24 protein-coding genes are annotated in these 18,937 nt (G+C 69.9%); 14 read left to right on the forward strand and 10 right to left on the reverse strand.

What is annotated here, in order from left to right; all coding sequences use genetic code 11:
• Nucleotides 1-27 precede the first annotated feature (27 nt).
• A complete protein-coding gene (locus tag ACLZN2_RS00540) occupies nt 28-789 on the forward strand; it encodes a phosphoglyceromutase (protein ID WP_416976291.1) in 762 nt (253 codons plus the stop codon).
• 68 nt (nt 790-857) lie between these two features.
• On the opposite strand, the gene ACLZN2_RS00545 is transcribed toward ACLZN2_RS00540, so the two are convergent.
• Both ACLZN2_RS00545 and ACLZN2_RS00550 read right to left on the reverse strand, forming a co-directional pair.
• Complete coding sequence (locus ACLZN2_RS00545; RefSeq protein WP_416976292.1) at nt 858-1,352, reverse strand: DUF5959 family protein; 495 nt, start codon at nt 1,350-1,352, stop codon at nt 858-860.
• Between the two features lie 64 nt (nt 1,353-1,416).
• Entirely contained in the window at nt 1,417-1,509 is a 93-nt protein-coding gene (locus ACLZN2_RS00550; protein WP_416976461.1) for a hypothetical protein, read from the reverse strand.
• 113 nt (nt 1,510-1,622) lie between these two features.
• On the opposite strand from ACLZN2_RS00550, the gene ACLZN2_RS00555 reads away from it, so the two are divergent.
• Nucleotides 1,623-1,835 carry a hypothetical protein gene (locus tag ACLZN2_RS00555; RefSeq protein ID WP_416976293.1) on the forward strand — a complete coding sequence of 71 codons (213 nt, stop codon included), beginning with the start codon at nt 1,623-1,625 and terminating at the stop codon, nt 1,833-1,835.
• 54 nt (nt 1,836-1,889) lie between these two features.
• Here ACLZN2_RS00555 and ACLZN2_RS00560 read toward each other — a convergent pair whose 3' ends face one another.
• Nucleotides 1,890-2,093, reverse strand: coding sequence for a DUF397 domain-containing protein (locus ACLZN2_RS00560; protein WP_416976294.1), 204 nt, complete (start codon nt 2,091-2,093; stop codon nt 1,890-1,892).
• A complete protein-coding gene (locus tag ACLZN2_RS00565; protein ID WP_416976295.1) occupies nt 2,090-2,962 on the reverse strand; it encodes a helix-turn-helix domain-containing protein in 873 nt (290 codons plus the stop codon). The genes ACLZN2_RS00560 and ACLZN2_RS00565 overlap by 4 nt, the downstream gene beginning before the upstream one ends.
• A gap of 247 nt (nt 2,963-3,209) precedes the next feature.
• Here ACLZN2_RS00565 and ACLZN2_RS00570 point away from each other — a divergent pair, with 247 nt between their 5' ends.
• From ACLZN2_RS00570 to ACLZN2_RS00585, 4 genes are all read left to right on the forward strand, one after another.
• The gene (locus ACLZN2_RS00570) at nt 3,210-3,779 is read left to right on the forward strand and encodes an ATP-binding protein (RefSeq protein ID WP_416976296.1); all 570 of its coding nucleotides are present in this window, start codon (nt 3,210-3,212) and stop codon (nt 3,777-3,779) included.
• Nucleotides 3,780-3,856: 77 nt separating this feature from the next.
• Entirely contained in the window at nt 3,857-4,150 is a 294-nt protein-coding gene (locus ACLZN2_RS00575) for a DUF6247 family protein (protein WP_416976297.1), read from the forward strand.
• A gap of 134 nt (nt 4,151-4,284) precedes the next feature.
• Entirely contained in the window at nt 4,285-4,527 is a 243-nt protein-coding gene (locus tag ACLZN2_RS00580; protein ID WP_416976298.1) for a type II toxin-antitoxin system Phd/YefM family antitoxin, read from the forward strand.
• A complete protein-coding gene (locus tag ACLZN2_RS00585) occupies nt 4,527-4,901 on the forward strand; it encodes a type II toxin-antitoxin system VapC family toxin (RefSeq protein ID WP_416976299.1) in 375 nt (124 codons plus the stop codon). Before ACLZN2_RS00580 ends, ACLZN2_RS00585 begins: the two co-directional genes overlap by 1 nt.
• 232 nt (nt 4,902-5,133) lie before the next feature.
• Here ACLZN2_RS00585 and ACLZN2_RS00590 read toward each other — a convergent pair whose 3' ends face one another.
• The 4 genes from ACLZN2_RS00590 to phoU form a co-directional block, all read right to left on the reverse strand.
• The gene (locus tag ACLZN2_RS00590; protein ID WP_416976300.1) at nt 5,134-5,811 is read right to left on the reverse strand and encodes a rhomboid family intramembrane serine protease; all 678 of its coding nucleotides are present in this window, start codon (nt 5,809-5,811) and stop codon (nt 5,134-5,136) included.
• Nucleotides 5,812-5,877: 66 nt separating this feature from the next.
• On the reverse strand, nt 5,878-6,126 hold the full coding sequence (locus ACLZN2_RS00595; protein ID WP_416976301.1) for an SCO4226 family nickel-binding protein: 249 nt from the start codon (nt 6,124-6,126) through the stop codon (nt 5,878-5,880).
• A 158-nt stretch (nt 6,127-6,284) separates the two neighbouring features.
• Nucleotides 6,285-6,443 carry a hypothetical protein gene (locus ACLZN2_RS00600; RefSeq protein WP_416976302.1) on the reverse strand — a complete coding sequence of 53 codons (159 nt, stop codon included), beginning with the start codon at nt 6,441-6,443 and terminating at the stop codon, nt 6,285-6,287.
• Nucleotides 6,444-6,582: 139 nt separating this feature from the next.
• Nucleotides 6,583-7,284, reverse strand: a complete 702-nt coding sequence (phoU, locus tag ACLZN2_RS00605; protein ID WP_416976462.1) for a phosphate signaling complex protein PhoU — start codon at nt 7,282-7,284, stop codon at nt 6,583-6,585.
• 190 nt (nt 7,285-7,474) lie between these two features.
• Here phoU and ACLZN2_RS00610 point away from each other — a divergent pair, with 190 nt between their 5' ends.
• Nucleotides 7,475-8,890: a sensor histidine kinase gene (locus tag ACLZN2_RS00610; RefSeq protein ID WP_416976303.1), complete on the forward strand. Its 1,416-nt coding sequence runs from the start codon at nt 7,475-7,477 to the stop codon at nt 8,888-8,890.
• Nucleotides 8,887-9,567, forward strand: coding sequence for a response regulator transcription factor (locus tag ACLZN2_RS00615; RefSeq protein WP_015659563.1), 681 nt, complete (start codon nt 8,887-8,889; stop codon nt 9,565-9,567). Before ACLZN2_RS00610 ends, ACLZN2_RS00615 begins: the two co-directional genes overlap by 4 nt.
• Nucleotides 9,568-9,807: 240 nt before the next feature.
• On the opposite strand, the gene ACLZN2_RS00620 is transcribed toward ACLZN2_RS00615, so the two are convergent.
• The gene (locus tag ACLZN2_RS00620) at nt 9,808-10,461 is read right to left on the reverse strand and encodes a DUF461 domain-containing protein (protein WP_416976304.1); all 654 of its coding nucleotides are present in this window, start codon (nt 10,459-10,461) and stop codon (nt 9,808-9,810) included.
• Between the two features lie 663 nt (nt 10,462-11,124).
• Between ACLZN2_RS00620 and ACLZN2_RS00625 the strand changes: the two genes are divergently transcribed.
• The 6 genes from ACLZN2_RS00625 to ACLZN2_RS00650 all read left to right on the forward strand — a co-directional run bounded on the left by ACLZN2_RS00625 (nt 11,125) and on the right by ACLZN2_RS00650 (nt 17,900).
• The gene (locus ACLZN2_RS00625; protein WP_003953493.1) at nt 11,125-11,607 is read left to right on the forward strand and encodes a CarD family transcriptional regulator; all 483 of its coding nucleotides are present in this window, start codon (nt 11,125-11,127) and stop codon (nt 11,605-11,607) included.
• A gap of 325 nt (nt 11,608-11,932) precedes the next feature.
• Entirely contained in the window at nt 11,933-12,685 is a 753-nt protein-coding gene (gene ispD, locus ACLZN2_RS00630) for a 2-C-methyl-D-erythritol 4-phosphate cytidylyltransferase (RefSeq protein ID WP_416976305.1), read from the forward strand.
• Nucleotides 12,675-13,172: a 2-C-methyl-D-erythritol 2,4-cyclodiphosphate synthase gene (gene ispF, locus ACLZN2_RS00635; RefSeq protein WP_416976306.1), complete on the forward strand. Its 498-nt coding sequence runs from the start codon at nt 12,675-12,677 to the stop codon at nt 13,170-13,172. The genes ispD and ispF overlap by 11 nt, the downstream gene beginning before the upstream one ends.
• Nucleotides 13,173-13,205: 33 nt before the next feature.
• The gene (gene cysS, locus ACLZN2_RS00640) at nt 13,206-14,606 is read left to right on the forward strand and encodes a cysteine--tRNA ligase (protein WP_416976307.1); all 1,401 of its coding nucleotides are present in this window, start codon (nt 13,206-13,208) and stop codon (nt 14,604-14,606) included.
• Between the two features lie 131 nt (nt 14,607-14,737).
• Complete coding sequence (gene rlmB, locus ACLZN2_RS00645; protein WP_416976308.1) at nt 14,738-15,682, forward strand: 23S rRNA (guanosine(2251)-2'-O)-methyltransferase RlmB; 945 nt, start codon at nt 14,738-14,740, stop codon at nt 15,680-15,682.
• Between the two features lie 490 nt (nt 15,683-16,172).
• Entirely contained in the window at nt 16,173-17,900 is a 1,728-nt protein-coding gene (locus ACLZN2_RS00650; protein ID WP_416976309.1) for a DoxX family membrane protein, read from the forward strand.
• Between the two features lie 198 nt (nt 17,901-18,098).
• Here ACLZN2_RS00650 and ACLZN2_RS00655 read toward each other — a convergent pair whose 3' ends face one another.
• Nucleotides 18,099-18,830, reverse strand: a complete 732-nt coding sequence (locus tag ACLZN2_RS00655; protein WP_416976310.1) for a nucleotidyltransferase family protein — start codon at nt 18,828-18,830, stop codon at nt 18,099-18,101.
• Nucleotides 18,831-18,937: the final 107 nt, after the last annotated feature.

The raw sequence follows: 18,937 nt of genomic DNA on the forward strand, positions 1-18,937 counted from the left end.
TCAGGACGGTGGATTACGCTCATAGCCATGGCCGACGCACCGTACAAGCTGATCCTCCTCCGCCACGGCGAGAGCGAGTGGAACGCGAAGAACCTGTTCACCGGCTGGGTGGACGTCAACCTCAACGAGAAGGGCGAGAAGGAGGCGGTCCGCGGCGGTGAGCTCCTGAAGGACGCCGACCTGCTGCCCGACGTGGTCCACACGTCCCTCCAGAAGCGCGCCATCCGCACCGCGCAGCTCGCCCTCGAGTCGGCGGACCGCCACTGGATCCCGGTCCACCGCTCCTGGCGCCTGAACGAGCGCCACTACGGCGCCCTCCAGGGCAAGGACAAGGCCCAGACGTTGGCCGAGTTCGGCGAGGAGCAGTTCATGCTCTGGCGCCGCTCCTACGACACCCCCCCGCCCCCCCTGTCGGACGACTCGGAGTTCTCCCAGGCCGCCGACCCCCGCTACGCCTCCATCCCCCCGGAGCTGCGCCCCCGCACGGAGTGCCTGAAGGACGTCGTCGTCCGCATGCTCCCCTACTGGTACGACGGCATCGTCCCCGACCTCCTGGCCGGCCGCACGGTCCTGATCGCGGCCCACGGCAACAGCCTCCGCGCCCTGGTCAAGCACCTCGACGGCATCTCCGACGCCGACATCGCGGGCCTGAACATCCCCACGGGCATCCCCCTGTCCTACGAACTGGACGCCGACTTCAACCCCCTGACCCCGGGCGGCACCTACCTCGACCCCGAGGCAGCAGCCGCAGCAATCGAGGCGGTCAAGAACCAGGGCAAGAAAAAGTAAGCGGACACTTTAAGCCCCCGACCTGCGACTTCCTCGCGGGACGGGGGCTTTCTGCTGGCGCTGGGCCGTCAGGCGTTTGTGGCACGCCGCCACTCGTAGGAACCGGGTGACGTCTCGACGACCTCTCGCGGATAGACCTCGCGTACCCGGGCGAGCAGGTCACGCTGCTCGCCGGCCCATGCCTCCGGTGGCGCGAACAGCGGGATGGTGACAGTGACTCCTGACGACGGCCCGTCGTGAACGGACACCCAGAACCCGCGGCTCTCGTCGGGCTTGAACTTCATCGAGGGGGTCCGCCCGGATTCGAGCCACAACGCGCATCGACCGGACTCCAGGGTTGCCAAGGCGCTCTCCCAGTCCTCCAGGTCCTCAGGGAGGAGGGTCACGGAGAAGGAGGCGTTCACCGATTCCGCCACGACGACGATCTCGCAATCGAGGAAGTCGTGGCCGGTCAGAATTCCGGGTTGAAAGCGACCCAGGACGCGCACGGAGACACTGTGGCCGCTGGTGCCGGGCAGGTCGGCCAGGTGGATCAGATTGATGACGCCATCCGTCGAGTCCATGGGTTCCTTCCCCGAAGTGATGAGGCCCGAGCATCCTGCCGTACTGCCCGCTACAAGAAGTCACTTAGGTTGCGTCCCATGGCGGATCCGGCAGGTTGTGCCACGCGTGACCACATCCCCCGGCGCAGTACAGCATCCGCCTGCGGGTGTCCGCGATGCTGAAGAGGGCGACGAGAAGGCGGAAGGAATCTCGGCAGACGGGACGAGGCGCTCTCGCTCCTCCGGTCTACGGTCGCCGGCCGACGCCTGACGCTGGGCCCTGAGCACCCGTTGACCCTGCGTTCCCGCTCAAGCCTGCTCGTCCTGCTGTCCGCCTCCGAGGTCGTGCTCGGTCATGTGGACGCGGGGACACAGTTGATGACGGACGTCGTGGCCAGACGGGAACGCAGTCTGGGTTCCGACCACCCGTTCACGGTCGCCGGTCGGCAATTGCTGAGCGCGTTCACGTCGGGGCAGTGGCGCCCACCCGAGGTGGAGGCGTGACGGGCGTGCCCACGGGTGGGGCACAGTCTCACTTCGTGAGGCGCCGGGCTTCGTTCAGCGTAGGTGATCGACGAAGGCGGTCCATGCGCTGGGGGAGAAGGCGAGTGCGGGGCCGGTGGGGCGCTTGCTGTCGCGGACGGGGATGAGAGTGAGGTAGTTGGCGGCGACCTCGACGCACTCGCCTTGTCCGCCGCTGTAGCTGCTGACGCGCCATATCGCTTCTGCGACGACATGCGAGGGGCGGCGGTCCAGGCTCATGGTGTGCCCTCCTTGGCGATGTGACGGATCAGCCCGAGAGATTCTGTGGGCGGCAACGCGGACGTGCGAGCGTCATCGAAGAGTTCGCGGTAGTGGGCTACCTCGGACTCGTGCTCCATCCAGATGTTGCCGATCGGGGTCTCTGTCAGGACGAGGTCCAGTGAGGACACCCGCGGGAAGCTCAGCAGCAGGTACGGGCCGAACATACCCGAGTGCGCACCGCGCGAGAACGGCAGTACCTGGACGGTGATGTTGGGCTGTTCGGCCATTGCCGCCAGGTGTTCAAGCTGGTCACGCATCACGGTGGGCCCTCCGACCGCCTGGCGGAGTACGCCTTCGGCGAGTACGGCCCAGAGCTGCAACGGGGCCTCACCAGTGAGCCGTTCCTGCCGGGTGATGCGCACTTGCACGAACTGATCGATCTCCTCCGCTGTCTGCCACGCGCGAGAGGCCACTGTGACTGCCCGTCCGTATTCGGGTGTCTGGAGGAGCCCCGGGATCAGCTGAGCCTGGAATGTCTTGATGCCGTCGCAGATGTTCTCCATCTCGATGTAGTCGCGGTACGTGTCAGCGAGGACGGCACCGTACTGATGCCACCAGCCCTCGCGGCGACGCCGGTTGGCTCTGCGCGCGAGGGTGCCGAGACGCTCGCGTGTCTCCGGGTCCTCTACCCCGTACGTCTGCATGAGAGCGATCAGGTCCGGGGTGCGCACGGGCACGTGGCCGTTCTCGATGCGGCTGATCTTCCCCTTGGTGCAGTCGAGCGCATCGGCCGCCTGCATGGTGGTCAAGCCTGTGGCTTCACGCAAGCGCCTTAGCTCGTCGCCCAGTTGGCGCCCAAGCACGGTGGATGGTTTGACATTTGCCATACGTGACTCCCTACCAGGGCTGTCGCTGGGCTGCCCGCAGATTACTCGAAAGGGTGAATTGAAGCCCAGCCTTACCTTCAACGTTGCGCAGTCCTGCTGTTTCGCGGCACGCTCGTCACGGCGGGAGTCGGAACTTCTCTCGGCTCGCGGCAACTTGATCAACAGCTATCGACCCTCAGGGGGCGTCATGCCAGAGAGCTTCAGCTCGAACGAAGTCACCTTCCGGCTGTCCCGGTCCCGTCGAAGCGTGCCGAGGTCCCGGGCCGCGTTACACGCCGTACTCGGCGGGTGGGGTGTCGGCCAGGACGTCCTGGAAACCGCGGAGTTGGTGCTCTCCGAGCTGGTGACCAACGCGCTGCGCGTGCCCGTACCGAGCGACCGGCAGGTGGGCGTCCGGATCGCGCGCTCGCCGGCGGAAGGGCTGCTGCGGCTGGAGGTCAGCGACGCCGGTTCCGGCACGCCCGAAGTGCGGGCGCCTGGCGACGAGGAGACGGGCGGGCGCGGGCTGCTCCTCGTGGAGGCGTTGGCGCATCGATGGGGCGTCGAGAAGCGCGCGGGTGGGATTGGGAAGACGGTGTACGCCGAGTTGAAGGCACCGGACATCGTGGCCGAGCCCGTCGAGAGTGAGGTCGCTGCGGCCCTGGTGCGGCCTGGCCAGTGGGTGAGAGCGTGGGGAGCGTGGCGCGTCGTCGCCAGCGTACGGAGTGAACAGTGTCACGGGCGTGACCCCGCCGTGGTGCTGGGGCTGGACGAGGGTCCATCGCTGCGCGTCCAGGCAACCGTGGCGCTCGCCGTGCGGCAGCGCGAGGACGTATGAGCGTGGCCGTCCCGCTCGTGATCGACCCGTGAGCGCGACTACGGTCGTCGGGCGCATACCTGGCCCGAGGAGGATGTATGAGTGCGCAGTACGCCGAGACACCGCACCCGGGACCGCCGCACCTCAGGACTGTGGCCGACATTCGTTCCGCGTTGCGGGACGGGCGGGGCTTCCCGGGTGACGCCGAGAGCTTTGAAGCCGACCTCGCTCGTGCCCTGGACACTGCCACGGCCACCGACCTCCACCAGGTCGCCGACGTCATCAAGACGTATGCAGGCAGCATCCGCGCCTTCAACGACCCCGAGTTCGACGATGCGTTGCAGGAGGGTCTCGACCTCATCGCCGAGATCAAGAAAGGTAGCCTGGAGTGAGCCGAGCATGGCCGTGATCACCGGGTAGGGAGCGCGATGGGTGCGCTGCGCCTCTCGGAGGGCTACCCTTAGTCCAGTACTTAGTCCACCAGTCCAGCGCTTGGTCCACTCGCTGGTCGCATCGTGAGGCAGCCATGGAAGCAGCCCGTCAGTACAACGTTCATGAGGCCAAGACGCACTTTTCGCGGATCTTGGAGCAGGTCGCGACCGGTGAGGAGGTCGTGATCAGCAAGGCGGGGGAGCCGGTGGCCAAGGTCGTGCCTCTGCGTCCCAAGGTGAAGCGGACCGGTCGGGGCTCGCTCCGGGGACAGATCCGCATCCCCGACGATTTCGATGAGCTGCCCGACGACATCGCCGACGCTTTCGGGATGCGCTGATGCGACTGCTACTCGACACCCACGTGGTCCTGTGGTGGCTGGACGACTCCGCTGAGCTGTCTGGTGAGATCAAGGATCTCCTCGACACCGAACCCGCGGTGTACGTCAGCGCGGCATCACCGTGGGAGATCGCCATCAAGCAGTCCCTCGGGAAACTGGAAGGGCCGGAAGACCTGGCCGAGCGGGTACGCGACAGTCAGTTCACCGGCCTGCCCATCACAGCCGGGCATGGGGTACGGGCAGGCCGGCTTCCGGCGCATCACCGGGATCCCTTCGACCGGATACTGGTCGCCCAGGCCCAGATCGAAGGAATGACCCTGGTGACGCGGGACAAGTGGATCCCGCAGTATGACGTTCGGGTCATGACCGTGTGAGGGGCAGTCCACCTCCGCACGGTGCACCGCCGGTCGAGTTCGTGCCAGCGGCGCCCAGCCACTGCGGTCACTGCCCCGGCAGCGCCTCCGCGACCTGGCGAGGCGCGCGGACAGCGCCACTACCCCCCGAGGCGTCCCGGCTCCTGATCACCGTGACACCGGCGGGTCCGACAGCTCCCGTCAGTCATGGTGTCCACCCCGACATGACCGACGGCGTATACAGGCGTCCGATTCACAGCAGGCCCAGGTCGCCGAGTTCCTTGTGGAGGTCTGCCCTGGGGTTGCCGGTGGTGCCGGGAGAGGACGGCTTGTCCCGCATCTTCCTGGGATGGCGGGCGCGGAAAAGCCAGGCGCCCAGCAAGCCGCCGACGAGGCCGCCCAGGTGGGCCAGCCAGCTGATGCCGGGCGTGCCGGGGACCGCCACCGTCAGCATGTAGGCGAAGGACGCCGCCATCACGATGCCGATGAGCGTGTCTATCAGGTGGCGGTCGAAGAGGCCGCGGACGACGACGTAGCCGAAGTAGCCGAAGATCAGGCCGCTCGCGCCGACCGTCTCCACGTTCCCGCCCTCGAAGAACCAGACCGCCAGCCCGCTGGTCACCGCCACCAGCAGGCTCAGCCCGAGGAAACGCAGCACCCCGCGGTACGCGGCCAGGAAGCCGAAGATGAACAGCGGGCCGGAGTTGCTCTCGATGTGGGCCCAACTCCAGTGCAGAAAGGGCGCGGTGAGGATGTGGGGGAGTGTGCCGAGGTCGCCGGAGACGACGCCGTACTCGCGGGCCGGGGCGTAGTCGTCGGCGAAGTTGGCCAGTTGCGTCAGCCAGACCAGCGCCAGGAACCCGAACATCACGAAGAACGCCTTGCGCGCCTCCGCGACCATCACCTGCGCATCGGAAGTCGGCCTGTCCATGGTGTGTCCCCCTCCACCTGACGGACCTCCATCATGCAGGTTTCCCCCCGGTGCACAATGAGCCGCTCACACCCGGAGCGGGACCGGGTGGACCTCGTCGGCCCTGTGGCCCGTGCGCTCGTGGATGCGCTGGACCGCCTCCGCCGACGGGGCCTCGGAGAGGCAGTAGACGACGCCGGACTCGGGGTCCGCCCAGGCGGCCTCGAAATGCACGCGCTCGTCCGCTTCTATCGCGAGGTCGTTCTGATGCGCCTCGATGAGCTGCTCGCGGGTGATGCCCTTCATGTTGTGGTGGACGTCCATGAACTTGGCCATGGTGTCCACCCCCTTTCTTCGTGCTCGTGCCCGCCCCTGTCGGTGTCCGTCCCCTCCATTCCATTCCATGCTGCGCTCGGCCCGGCCCATCCGCGACAAGAAGGGCGGGGCCCGGTGTGGTCACCGGGCCCCGCCCCTCGTACGTACGACGACCTTGCTCAGCCGCACTGGCACGCGCCGCCCGACTGGCACCCGCAGCCGCACCCCGAACCGCAGCCGCACGCGCCGATCAGCATCAGGTTCCTGATCTCGGCGGGCTGCTCGGTGGGGCGTTCCTGGGTGGGGTCGGGCTGAGGGGTGCTGGGGGACTCTGCCATGGGTTCCTCCCGGAGGCGTAGGGCCTGTGCCCATTCCATGCCCGTTGTGCCGGGCGCATCAACGGCGCACAGTGGCGTCCGCACGCCCTCCGGAAGCCCATCGGACGCCGGGGGCGTGACCCTGGCATCCCTGGCAGACCTACGCCCCCTCGGTCCCCGTCGCCGGCTGGATGTCCGGCTGGATGTCGGGCTGGAGTTCGTCCGCGTGCTCACCCGTCACCAGGAACACCACGCGCTTGGCGACCGCCACCGCGTGGTCGGCGAACCGCTCGTAGTAGCGGCCGAGCAGGGTCACGTCGACGGCCGTCTCGATGCCGTGCTTCCAGCGGTCGTCGATCAGGTGCTGGAACAGCGTGCGGTGCAGTAGGTCCATCGCGTCGTCGTCGGACTCCAGCTGGAGCGCCAGGTCGACGTCCTTGGTGATGATGCACTCCGCCGCCTTCGCCATCAGGCGCTGCGCGAGCTGGCCCATCTCCAGGATCGTGGCGTGCAGGTCACGCGGCACGGCACGGTTCGGGAAACGCAGCCGGGCGAGCTTCGCCACGTGCTGGGCGAGGTCGCCCGAGCGCTCCAGGTCGGCCGACATCCGCAGCGAGGTGACGACGATCCGCAGGTCGGTGGCGACCGGCTGCTGGCGGGCGAGCAGCGCGATGGCCTTCGCCTCCAGGTCGTGCTGCAGCTCGTCGACCTTCTGGTCGTTCTCGATGACGCTCTCGGCCAGCTTCAGGTCGGAGTCGAGGATGGCGGTCGTGGCGCGCCCGATCGCCGACCCGACCAGCCGGGCCATCTCCACCAGGCTGTCGCCTATCGAGTCAAGTTCCTCGTGGTACGCGTCCCGCATCAGGATTCCCTCTCGTACGTACGTATTCTCCGGGGTGAACCCCACGGTGCCACGGTCCGCCCGCTACGCGTCGGATTCAGTCACCTCAAATGAACCACCACTGGCTCCAAGGTGAACTCTGGGCGACGAGTGTTCGAGGTCGCACGTTCATGGCTGTGGCCACGCCGGAACCCGTGCCTAACCTGGACGCATGGACGTGAACGCGGCGGTCGCCGCAGCGGCAGCGATCGCCGGGGTGCTCACCGGTGTCATCGCCATGCTGGCGTTCCGCTGGAGCGAACGCGACCAGGCACGCCCCACCCGCACCTCCCTGCACACCGACCCCGTGCTCCCGCCCGGCGTGGACACGGTCCTGTCGGTGCTGCGCTCGTCGGCCGTCGTCCTCGACGAGGCCGACGCCGTCGTCAAGGCGAGTTCCGCGGCGTACGCCCTCGGACTCGTCCGTGGCGGAAAACTCGCGGTCGAGCCGATGCTCAAGATGGCCCGGGACACCCGCCGCGACGGGGAGATACGCCAGGTCGAGCTGGATCTGCCCCGGCGCGGGACCGGGCGCGGCGAGGCCCTCGCCGTGTCCGCGCGCGTGGCGCCGCTCGGCTCCCGGCTCGTGATGGTCCTCGTCGAGGACCTCACCGAGGCGCGCCGGATCGAGGCGGTGCGACGGGACTTCGTCGCCAACGTCAGCCATGAGCTGAAGACCCCGGTCGGCGCGCTCTCCCTGCTCTCCGAGGCGGTCATGGACGCCGCCGACGACCCGGAGGCGGTGGAGCGGTTCGCCGGGCGGATGCAGATCGAGGCCACCCGGCTGACGAACCTGGTGCAGGAGCTGATCGACCTCTCGCGGGTCCAGAACGACGACCCGCTGGAGGACGCCGAACGGGTCGGCGTGGACGACCTGGTCACCGAGGCCGTCGACCGCTGCCGGCACCAGGCCGGTACCAAGCAGATCACCATGGCTACGAGTGTGGCGGCGTCCGAAGGACTCGAACAGGGTGGTGGTGGGCGACGGGCGGGCGGCACCGCCGACCTGCGTGTCTGGGGCAACCGCGGCCAGCTGGCCGCCGCCCTCGGCAACCTCGTCGAGAACGCCGTCAACTACTCACCCGCCCGCACCCGTGTCGGCATAGCCGCCCGCCGGGTGACCGCGCCCGGCGGGGACCTGATCGAGATCTCGGTGACCGACCAGGGCATCGGGATCTCCGACAAGGACAAGGAGCGCATCTTCGAGCGCTTCTACCGAGTCGACCCGGCCCGCTCCCGCCAGACGGGCGGTACGGGTCTCGGGCTCGCGATCGTCAAGCACGTGGCCGCCTCGCACGGCGGGGAGGTCACGGTGTGGAGCGCCGAGGGACAGGGCTCCACGTTCACGCTGCGGCTGCCCGAGGCCGCCGCGGCCGCCCGCGACCGCGATCGCGCCCACCAGCATCCGGATCCCGACGACCCGGAAGGCCTCGAGGGTATTGACACCTTCGACGACCTGGACGACCTCAACGACGAGGACGGGCAGGCCGGCGGCATCTCTCCCACTCCATCCCACACCCCGTCCCGCCGCTCATCCCCCGATTCGACCGCGTACCAGACGCTTTCCGCCCCGGAGGTCCTTCCGTGACCCGAGTGCTCGTCGTCGAGGACGAGGAGTCCTTCTCCGACGCCCTGTCGTACATGCTCCGCAAGGAGGGCTTCGAGGTCGCCGTCGCGACCACCGGGCCCGACGGACTCGACGAGTTCGAGCGCAACGGCGCCGACCTCGTCCTCCTCGACCTGATGCTGCCGGGTCTGCCCGGCACGGAGGTGTGCCGTCAGCTGCGCGGCCGCTCCAACGTCCCCGTGATCATGGTGACGGCCAAGGACAGCGAGATCGACAAGGTCGTCGGGCTGGAGATAGGAGCCGACGACTACGTCACCAAGCCGTTCTCCTCGCGTGAGCTGGTCGCCCGTATCCGGGCCGTCCTGCGCCGCCGGGGCGAGCCGGAGGAGGTGACCCCGGCCGCCCTGGAGGCGGGCCCGGTCCGTATGGACGTCGACCGCCACGTCGTCACCGTCTCCGGCTCCAAGGTCGACCTCCCCCTCAAGGAGTTCGACCTCCTGGAGATGCTCCTGCGCAACGCCGGCCGCGTCCTGACCCGCATGCAGCTCATCGACCGGGTCTGGGGCGCCGACTACGTCGGCGACACCAAGACCCTCGACGTCCACGTCAAGCGCCTCCGCGCCAAGATCGAGCCGGACCCGGGCGCGCCTCGCTACCTGGTCACGGTCCGGGGCCTGGGGTACAAGTTCGAGCCGTAGACCGGGGCTGACCGGAGCCGCCGGACGGAGTCCGGCGCAGCACCCCGAAGCCCGCGCAGCGGTGCGAGGGGTGCGTCGCGGATGGTGCTCGAGCCGGACCCGGGCGCGCCTCGCTACCTGGTCACGGTCCGGGGCCTGGGCTACAAGTTCGAGCCGTAGACCGGGGCTGACGAAACAGAGGCATACGACAGGGGCGGCACCCTCACCGAGGGTGCCGCCCCTGTCGTATGTGTACGGGGCTCAGCTGCCGGACGCCGACTCGGAGGCCGACTCCGACGCGGACGGTGACTCGGAGGAGCCGGAGCCGCCCGCGGCCGGGGACTCGGTGGACGTGGCGGTCTCGGAGGGGGACTCCGCCGGGGACTCCGACGCGGCGGTCGGGATGTCGCTGGGGCCCCAGGTGGAGAAGTAGCCCTCGGCCGGGACGACGAAGGCCTGCAGGCTCACCGCGCCGGTGTCGCTGAGGGTGAAGGTGGTCTTCTGGGCGTTGCCGTCGATCGAGTCCCCGGACGGGGGCTCCAGGACGGCGGAGGCGTTGCCCTCGCCGCCGATGACGACGACACCGCCGGCCGGGACGGTCAGCGCCTTCTCGCCCTCGGCGGGCGTCAGCTTCGCGGTGCCGAGGCCCTCGACGTCGATCGACTCGACGGTCTGGGCCTGCCGGCCGGTGTTGAAGATGGTCGCGGACACGGCGACCGGGCCCCCCTCGGCGGGCTCGGGCTGGGTGATGACGACGGCGTTCTGGATCTTGATGTCGCCCACGCTGGTGGCGGCGTTGTCCGGCTTGATCTGCAGCGTCTGGCTGTTGTTGCCGGCGCCGCAGGCGGCGAGCGTGGCGATCGAGAACGCGAGGGCGGAGGCGGCGAGGGCGCCGCGTCGAAGGCTGCTGCTCACGGCGGCGGCATCTCCTTGAACGCACAGGGGCAGCTCACCTGGTGATAAAGCCGCCCTAAGGGTCTGTCAGCGGCCTTAGGTTACCGAGCCGTTCCCGAGCCGCCGCACCCGACCCGCCTCTAACGCCTCCGGCGGGCGCCGCGCGCCCTGATCTCCCTGGTCATCACACCCGTCACGACACTCTCGCGCGACCCACCCGTCACTCCGACTTCATCCTTGCTCTTCCTGCTCGTACGTCATTCACATATCCGCGCCCGCGTTCCGGTTAAGCGCCGTCGCGCTCCGCTCGCGGATTTTCCGTGAAGGAATGCGCGACCGTCCGGGAAATTGATCACCGGCCCGCTCGAAGATCCGGTGATCAATTCCGGAAACGACTCGTATCCGGCCACGGGCACCGAACGGAGTAGCGCAAGTCGCACATCTGGAAGCGGACATATGTGGACGTTCGGCCGCCCGGGGTGGGCTCCGGATGCGTGTAACGTGCGGGTTTCACCCCCCTCGAAGAGCCGCTCCGACCTGCGGATACCTGCTTCCGGGAGCCGCCCGCAGCACGTTCCTGTTGCACTTGTCAAGCCCCGAGATATGCCCTGACCTGCGAAAACGCCATTCAGGAACCGCAGTTTCCGTGTTACCCTGGATAGCCACGGAAGGGGTACCTGTCACATGACGTTCAAGGTTGGCGACACCGTGGTCTATCCCCATCACGGGGCCGCGCTGATCGAGGCCATCGAAACTCGCCAGATCAAAGGCGTGGACAAGACCTACTTGGTGCTGAAGGTCGCCCAGGGTGACCTGACGGTGCGTGTGCCAGCGGACAATGCGGAGTTCGTCGGCGTGCGTGATGTGGTCGGTCAGGACGGACTGGACCGGGTCTTCGAGGTGCTGCGCGCGCCGTACGCCGAGGAGCCCACGAACTGGTCGCGTCGCTACAAGGCAAATCTGGAGAAGCTCGCCTCCGGCGATGTCATCAAGGTCGCGGAAGTCGTGCGTGACCTGTGGCGTCGTGAGCGCGAGCGCGGACTCTCCGCCGGCGAGAAGCGCATGCTCGCCAAGGCCCGCCAGATCCTGGTGAGCGAACTCGCCCTCGCGGAGAACACCAACGAGGACAAGGCCGAGGCCCTGCTCGACGAGGTTCTCGCGTCCTGACGCCGGCGAAGGCCGACGCCGACGCACACCGTTGAACACCGAAATGCCGCGGTGCCCGATGACGTATTTCCCGTCGCCGGGCGCTGCGGCATGTTCGCGTCCGGATGCCGTGCGCCCACCTACGGGTCGTCCCACTTCTACGACTTCTACGAGTCGTTTACGACTTCCACGAGTCGTCCCACTTCGGGGAAACCCCCGATACTTGGCGTGCCGAGCCCGGGCAGCGCTCGACCGGCGCGTCACGGAAGGGTCCGGTCAAGGCGTCGCGCCCGGCACGCTGTCTCCGTACCCAACTAGGCCGAGCACACAAACCTGACAGGAACCGATGTCTGACGATTCGCGTCCCTCGCCCGCGCCCGCCCGTACGGCCGCGGTGATTCCGGCCGCCGGCCGGGGCGTACGCCTCGGCCCGGGCGCCCCCAAGGCGCTCCGCGCGCTGAACGGCACGCCCATGCTGATCCACGCGGTGCGCGCGCTCGCAGCCTCCCGCGCCGTCTCCCTGGTGGTCGTCGTGGCCCCGCCGGACGGCGCCACCGAGGTCAAGTCGCTGCTCGACGCGCACGCCCTGCCCGACCGCACCGATTTCGTCGTCGTCCCCGGCGGCGACACCCGCCAGGAGTCCGTGCGCCTCGGCCTGGACGCGCTGCCGCCCGACTACGACATCGTCCTCGTCCACGACGCCGCCCGCCCCCTCGTCCCCGTCGACACCGTCGACGCGGTCATCGAGGCCGTACGCGAGGGCGCCCCCGCCGTCGTCCCGGCCCTGCCGCTCGCCGACACCGTCAAGGAGGTCGAACCGGCCACGACCCCCGGTGACCCCGAGCCGGTCGTCGCCACCCCGGTCCGCGCCCGCCTCCGTGCCGTACAGACCCCGCAGGGCTTCGACCGGGCCACCCTGGTCCGCGCCCACGAGACGGTCACCGACGACGTCACCGACGACGCGAGCATGATCGAGCAGCTCGGCCTCACGGTCGTGGTCGTGCCCGGACACGAGGAGGCCTTCAAGGTCACCCGTCCTCTCGACCTGGTCCTCGCGGAGGCGGTCCTGGCCCGCAGGAGGCTCAACGATGGCTTCTGACGCACCCATGGCGCTTCCCCAGGTCGGCATCGGCACCGACATCCACGCCTTCGAGGAGGGCCGCGAGCTGTGGTGCGCCGGCCTGAAGTGGGAAGGCGAGGGCCCGGGCCTGGCCGGCCACTCCGACGCCGACGTCGTCGCCCACGCCGCCTGCAACGCCCTCTTCTCGGCCGCCGGCCTGGGCGACCTCGGACAGCACTTCGGCACCGGCCGCCCCGAGTGGTCCGGCGCCTCCGGAGTGACCCTCCTGACGGAGGCGGCCCGGATCGTCCGCGACGCCGGTTTCCTCATCGGCAACATCGCGGTCCAGGTAGTGGGCCCGAGGCCGAAGATCGGAAAGCGCCGGGAGGAAGCACAGAAGCTTCTCTCGGAGGCGGCGGGAGCACCGGTGTCGGTCTCGGGCGCGACGACGGACGGACTGGGTTTCCCCGGCCGGGAGGAAGGCCTGATGGCGGTGGCCACGGCGCTGGTCGTCAGGCAGGGGTGAGGACACCGGCCACCGCCCACTACGCTAGGCATCGTGACTATTCGCCTGTACGACACCAGCGCCCGGCAGATCCGTGACTTCACCCCGCTCCAGCCGGGCTGTGTCTCGATCTACCTCTGTGGCGCCACCGTGCAGGCGGCCCCCCACATCGGGCACATCCGCTCCGGCCTGAACTTCGACATCATGCGCCGCTGGTTCGAGTACCGCGGCTACGACGTCACGTTCATCCGCAACGTCACCGACATCGACGACAAGATCATCACCAAGTCGCACGAGCAGGGCCGCCCCTGGTGGTCCATCGGCTACGACAACGAGCGCGCGTTCAACGACGGCTACCACGCCCTCGGTTGCCTGCCGCCCACGTACGAGCCGCGCGCGACGGGGCACGTCCCCGAGATGATCGAGATGATGCGCGGCCTCATCGAGCGCGGTCACGCGTACGAGGCCGACGGCAGCGTCTACTTCGACGTGCGCTCCTACCCCGGCTATCTGGAGCTGTCCAACCAGGACATCGACGATCTGCGCCAGCCCTCCGAGGAGGGCATCACCGGCAAGCGCGACCCGCGCGACTTCGCGATGTGGAAGGCGACCAAGCCGGGCGAGCCCGACTGGGAGACGCCGTGGGGCCGCGGCCGTCCCGGCTGGCACCTGGAGTGCTCGGCGATGGCCCACAAGTACCTGGGCTCCGCCTTCGACATCCACGGCGGCGGCCTCGACCTGATCTTCCCGCACCACGAGAACGAGATCGCCCAGGCCAAAGCCTACGGCGACGAGTTCGCCCAGTACTGGGTGCACAACGCGTGGGTCACCATGAGCGGCGAGAAGATGTCGAAGTCGCTCGGCAACAGCGTGCTGGTCAGCGAGATGGTCAAGACGTGGCGCCCGATCGTGCTGCGCTACTACCTCGGCACCCCGCACTACCGCTCGATGATCGAGTACAGCGAGGAGTCGCTGCGCGAGGCCGAGTCGGCGTTCGCGCGGATCGAGGGGTTCGTGCAGCGCGTCGTCGAGAAGGCGGGGGGCGTCGTAGAGCCGTCCGCCGAGGTGCCGCCGGCGTTCGCCGAGGCGATGGACGACGACCTGGGCGTCCCGCAGGCGCTCGCCGTCGTGCACACCACCGTCCGGCAGGGCAACAGCGCGCTGGCCGCCGACGACAAGGAAGCGGCGGTGGCCCGGCTCGCCGAGGTCCGCGCCATGCTCGGCGTCCTCGGCCTGGACCCGCTCGACGCGCGCTGGGCCGGTGAGGCCGAGAAGGGCGAGGACCTGCACGGCGTGGTCGACAGCCTCGTACGCCTGGTCCTGGACCAGCGGGAGGCGGCCCGCGCGCGGAAGGACTGGGGGACCGCGGACGCGATCCGCGACCAGCTGGGCCAGTCCGGGCTGACCATCGAGGACAGCCCGCAGGGACCGCGCTGGATCCTCGGATCGCGGTAGTTCCCGTCTCCTTGCCGCTCCCCCTTTTCTCCCCTTTTCTCCCCGTTCCCCTTGATCGATTGTGCCGCCCGGCTCCCCGGGCGGCACACTGCATAGACGTACGAACACCTCCGCACAGAATCAGGTAGGTCATGGCAGCCAACAACCGCCGCATGTCCGGCAAGAAGGGCGCGCAGGTCGGCAGTGGCGGCCAGCGGCGCCGGGGCCTGGAAGGCAAGGGCCCGACCCCGCCCGCCGAGATGCGCAAGGGACACGCCAAGCAGCGGGCCGCCGCCGCGAAGTCGCGCCGGGCACAGGGCGCGCGGCCGCAGGCCCGCAGGGGCGGCGGCAAGTCGACGTCCGAGCTGGTCGTCGGCCGCAACCCGGTCGTCGAGGCGCTGCGCGAGGGCGTACCCGCCTCCACGCTGTACGTCCAGCAGTTCATCGACAACGACGAGCGGGTGCGCGAGGCGCTGCAGCTCGCGGCCGAGCGCGGCGGCATCAACCTCATGGAGGCGCCGCGTCCCGAGCTGGACCGGATGACGAACGGCCTCAACCACCAGGGGCTCGTCCTCCAGGTCCCGCCGTACGAGTACGCCCACCCCGAGGACCTGGTCGACGCCGCGCACGACGAGGGCGAGGACCCGCTGATCGTCGCCCTCGACGGGGTGACCGACCCGCGCAACCTGGGTGCCGTGGTCCGTTCCGTCTCCGCGTTCGGCGGTCACGGCGTGGTCGTCCCTGAGCGCCGCGCGGCCGGGATGACGGCCGGTGCCTGGAAGACGTCCGCGGGTACGGCGGCCCGTACGCCCGTCGCCCGCGCCACGAACCTCACGCGCGCCCTGGAGGCGTACAAGAAGGCCGGGATCGCGGTCGTCGGTCTGGCCGCCGACGGCGAGGCCGAGATCGGTTCGCTGGAGGCGCTGGACGGGCCGGTCGTCATCGTCGTCGGCAGCGAGGGCAAGGGCCTGTCCCGGCTCGTCGGCGAGACGTGCGACTTCCGCGTCCGCATCCCGATGCCGGGCGGCGCGGAGTCTCTCAACGCAGGTGTGGCGGCGGGGATCGTCTTGTACGAGGCCGCTCGGCGGCGGGTCTGACGGCAGCCCCGGCAGGCAGGCGGAGCCCGCCGGTCTTAGGCCGGCGCAGCCGCTCGAAGCCGCGCAGCGTGCGAGGGTGGCGGGGGGCGCCCCTCAACGCGGGTGTGGCGGCGGGGATCGTCTTGTACGAGGCCGCTCGGCGGCGGGCCTGACGGCAGCCCCGGCAGGCAGGCGGAGTCAGCCGGTCGGAGGCCGGCGCAGCCGCTCGAAGCCGCGCAGCGTGCGAGGGTGGCGGGGGGAATCGCCCCTCAACGCGGGTGTGGCGGCGGGGATCGTGCTGTACGAGGCGGCACGGCGGCGCGCCTGACGGATGGCCGTCCAGGCCCGGTGGCGGGCCTGGACGCGGGTTTGTCCCGGTGCGGCGGCGGGGTGAACGCCTGTCCGCCGCCTCACCCCGACGGGTTAATTCCGGCGAGGAGCGCAACCTTGACGGAGTCCGGACAGATCCGGCGGGTCAAAGCAGTGTCCTAACCACACGTCACTCGGTTAGATGAGTGTGGACACCAGAACACCCCGCACACCAACGGGGGGCCGCTCGTCGGGATTCGATTCCGGTTTCGACGACGCTCCCGCGCTGAGCATGGTGAAGGTGCCGAGCGATCCGGCGCAGATCATCGTCAATCACGCGAGCTTCCGCGTGCAGCTGGGCGTGTCGGCGCGGCGTAACCAATCCCCGCGGATCGCCCGACATGTGAGCGCCAACCAGGACACCACGCGCATCCCCGTCGTCGGCGCGGTGGGCAGAGCGGGCGCCGCCTCCGGTGCCCGGCGCCGGCCTCTCGTCTGGAGCGGCCAGACCGCCCCGGACGACACCGGCGCCCACCGGCTGCTGCAGGCGGTGCGGGCGGGCAGCGTGGGCCACGGCGCACCGCCCGGGGCCGACGCAGGAGCCACCCAGGTCATCCCCCGTGTCGGCGGCGGCTATGACGGCGACCTCACGGCGCAGACCCTGGAAACCCCCATCGTCGGCGCTCAGCGCGCCCCGGTCGCCGGCGAGCACCGGCTGCTGCCGCAGATGCGTACGGTCGGCAGCGCCTACGACGAACCCCCTTACGGCGAAGCCTCCTACGGCGATGCCCCCTACGGCGATGCCCCCTACGGCGAATCCCCTTACGACGACGCCGAGTTCGAGGACTTCGGGGAGGCGCTCGCGGAGGCGGTCGAGCCGCGTGGCAGGCGTCACGCCGTCGACGCGGAGGCCTCCCGGCACGCGTACTATCCCGGCCGTCGGATGAACCTGGGCGTGGTCCTGCTCCCGCTCAGGGTCCTCCTCGGCTTCATCTCCGTCTACGCCGGCATGAGCAAGCTGTGCGACCCCGTCTACTTCGACGGCGGCAAGCGCGGCTCCATGGTGAAGTGGCTCAACACACTGCACCCGTGGGAAGTCGCCGAGCCGCTGCGGCAGTTCGCCCTGCACCACCCCGTCGGCTCCGGGCTCGTCATCGCCTTCCTCCAGGTCGTCGTGGGCGTCCTCACCGTCCTGGGCTGCTGGCAGCGGGTCGCGGCGTTCTTCGGCGCCGCGATCTCGGCGGCGCTCATCGTCACCGTCAGCTGGAAGACCGTCCCGGTCTACGACACCCCCGACATCATCTGCCTCGCCGCCTGGTCCCCGCTGATCATCGCGGGCGCCCCGGTCTACTCCGTCGACGGCCGCCTCGCCGCCGGGGCCTGGCGCCGGCTCGGCCCGCGCTCCGACATCTGGGAGCTGCGCCGGTACGTCCTGCGCCGCGGCGCCCTGGTCACCACGATCGCCGTCGGTCTCACCCTGCTGATCGGCGCCCTGCTGGGTGGCGCCGTCCGCGACGCCGACCGGGTCGTCGTCCCCGGCCCCGGCGAGGCGCCGCGCAACGAGCTGCCCGGCTCCCCGCTCCCGGAGGAGTCCGGCACCCGCGAGTCGTCCCGCGGCCCCGAGTCGTCCACCTCGCCCACCCAGGGCGCGACCTCGGCGGCACCGACGGCCGGTACGTCCGGCACGCCGACCGCCCGCGACACCGCCACCACGGGGGCGGGAGCGGGCGCGCCCAGCCAGACCCAGGGCACGGCGGGGCAGGCGCCGCCGCAGCAGTCCGCCACGACGGGCAGCGGCCAGGCACCGAGCACCAGCTCCGGGCCCACGTCGGGTGGCTCCACGAGTACCTCCGGTGGTTCGACCGGGGGGACGAGTGGAGGCTCTTCGTCTTCCGGTCAGCCTGGGCTGGTGGGAGGGTTGCTGGGGTAGCGGTTTCGGGGGACGCGCGGGCCGGTGGGGGTTGATCGCGCAGTTCCCCGCGCCCCTAAAAACCACCAGGTGCCGTGCGCTATTAAGCGCACGGCACCTGCATGTACCTCAGGGGCGCGGGGCTGTGTTGATATGCGGCTACCGCCGCGTGGGCGCGAACAGCCCCACCGGCCCGCAGCCGAAAAGACGGCCGAACTGTCAGCGACCCAGCGCCGCCAACTCTTTCGCCGCCTCCGTCAGATCCTTCGCCGTGTCGATGGCCCGCCAGTACGCACCCTGTGGAATCGGGAAGCCGGCCAGCCGCCGCTCACGCGCCAGGTGAGGGAACGTCGTCCGCTCGTGGTCCCCCCGCTCGGGGAGCAGGCCGGCGAACTCGGGGGAGAAGACGTACACACCCGCGTTGATCTCGTACGTCGTCGGCGGCGCCTCGATGAAGTCGGTGATGTGACCGAAGCCGTCGGTCTTCACCGCCCCCCACGGAATGCGCGGCCGCGCCAGCGCGAGGGTCGCGACGGCGTCGCGCTCGGTGTGGAAGTCGGCCATCTCGCGGAGCGAGAAGCGGGTCCAGATGTCGCCGTTGGTGGCGTACCAGGGCCGGTCCGGGTGGGGGAGACGGGCGGCCGCGTACTTCAGGCCGCCGCCGCGGCCGAGCGGCTCGGTCTCGACGACCGTCATGACGTTCACCGGCAGGTCGGCGGAGTTCAGCCAGTCCTGGAGGACCTCGGCGAGATGGCCGCAGGAGACGACGACGTCGGTGACGCCCTCCTCGGCGAGCCACGTGAGCTGGTGGCCGATGATCGGCGTCCCCGTGCCGGGGATCTCGACCATGGGCTTGGGCCGGTCGTCGGTGTACGGACGCAGCCGGGACCCCTGGCCACCGGCCAGGACGACGGCTTGCGTGGGGCGCGACGCGGCGTGCGGGTGTGTCATGGGCGGCACTGTACGCGGCGAGGGCGTACGTGCCGTAAGAGGCGCCTGCGCGGCGCCTGGGCGGCTCCCCCGGTTCACGGCGGGGGAGCCGCGCCGAGCGCGTGGAG

Source organism: Streptomyces sp. T028 (assembly GCF_048159505.1).
Classification (GTDB): domain Bacteria; phylum Actinomycetota; class Actinomycetes; order Streptomycetales; family Streptomycetaceae; genus Streptomyces.

What these genes read in the sequence shown, in the direction of transcription:
- phoU (WP_416976462.1), bottom strand. Translation starts at nt 7,284, where the DNA reads ATGCGGGACGCGTACCACGAGGAACTTGACTCGATAGGCGACAGCCTG.
- ACLZN2_RS00650 (WP_416976309.1), top strand. Translation starts at nt 16,173, where the DNA reads ATGAGTGTGGACACCAGAACACCCCGCACACCAACGGGGGGCCGCTCG.
- rlmB (WP_416976308.1), top strand. Translation starts at nt 14,738, where the DNA reads ATGGCAGCCAACAACCGCCGCATGTCCGGCAAGAAGGGCGCGCAGGTC.
- ACLZN2_RS00540 (WP_416976291.1), top strand. Translation starts at nt 28, where the DNA reads ATGGCCGACGCACCGTACAAGCTGATCCTCCTCCGCCACGGCGAGAGC.
- ACLZN2_RS00580 (WP_416976298.1), top strand. Translation starts at nt 4,285, where the DNA reads ATGGAAGCAGCCCGTCAGTACAACGTTCATGAGGCCAAGACGCACTTT.
- ACLZN2_RS00575 (WP_416976297.1), top strand. Translation starts at nt 3,857, where the DNA reads ATGAGTGCGCAGTACGCCGAGACACCGCACCCGGGACCGCCGCACCTC.
- ACLZN2_RS00560 (WP_416976294.1), bottom strand. Translation starts at nt 2,093, where the DNA reads ATGAGCCTGGACCGCCGCCCCTCGCATGTCGTCGCAGAAGCGATATGG.
- ACLZN2_RS00595 (WP_416976301.1), bottom strand. Translation starts at nt 6,126, where the DNA reads ATGGCCAAGTTCATGGACGTCCACCACAACATGAAGGGCATCACCCGC.
- ACLZN2_RS00585 (WP_416976299.1), top strand. Translation starts at nt 4,527, where the DNA reads ATGCGACTGCTACTCGACACCCACGTGGTCCTGTGGTGGCTGGACGAC.
- ispF (WP_416976306.1), top strand. Translation starts at nt 12,675, where the DNA reads ATGGCTTCTGACGCACCCATGGCGCTTCCCCAGGTCGGCATCGGCACC.
- ACLZN2_RS00625 (WP_003953493.1), top strand. Translation starts at nt 11,125, where the DNA reads ATGACGTTCAAGGTTGGCGACACCGTGGTCTATCCCCATCACGGGGCC.
- ACLZN2_RS00610 (WP_416976303.1), top strand. Translation starts at nt 7,475, where the DNA reads ATGGACGTGAACGCGGCGGTCGCCGCAGCGGCAGCGATCGCCGGGGTG.
- ACLZN2_RS00600 (WP_416976302.1), bottom strand. Translation starts at nt 6,443, where the DNA reads ATGGCAGAGTCCCCCAGCACCCCTCAGCCCGACCCCACCCAGGAACGC.
- ACLZN2_RS00655 (WP_416976310.1), bottom strand. Translation starts at nt 18,830, where the DNA reads ATGACACACCCGCACGCCGCGTCGCGCCCCACGCAAGCCGTCGTCCTG.
- ACLZN2_RS00545 (WP_416976292.1), bottom strand. Translation starts at nt 1,352, where the DNA reads ATGGACTCGACGGATGGCGTCATCAATCTGATCCACCTGGCCGACCTG.
- ispD (WP_416976305.1), top strand. Translation starts at nt 11,933, where the DNA reads ATGTCTGACGATTCGCGTCCCTCGCCCGCGCCCGCCCGTACGGCCGCG.
- ACLZN2_RS00565 (WP_416976295.1), bottom strand. Translation starts at nt 2,962, where the DNA reads ATGGCAAATGTCAAACCATCCACCGTGCTTGGGCGCCAACTGGGCGAC.
- ACLZN2_RS00590 (WP_416976300.1), bottom strand. Translation starts at nt 5,811, where the DNA reads ATGGACAGGCCGACTTCCGATGCGCAGGTGATGGTCGCGGAGGCGCGC.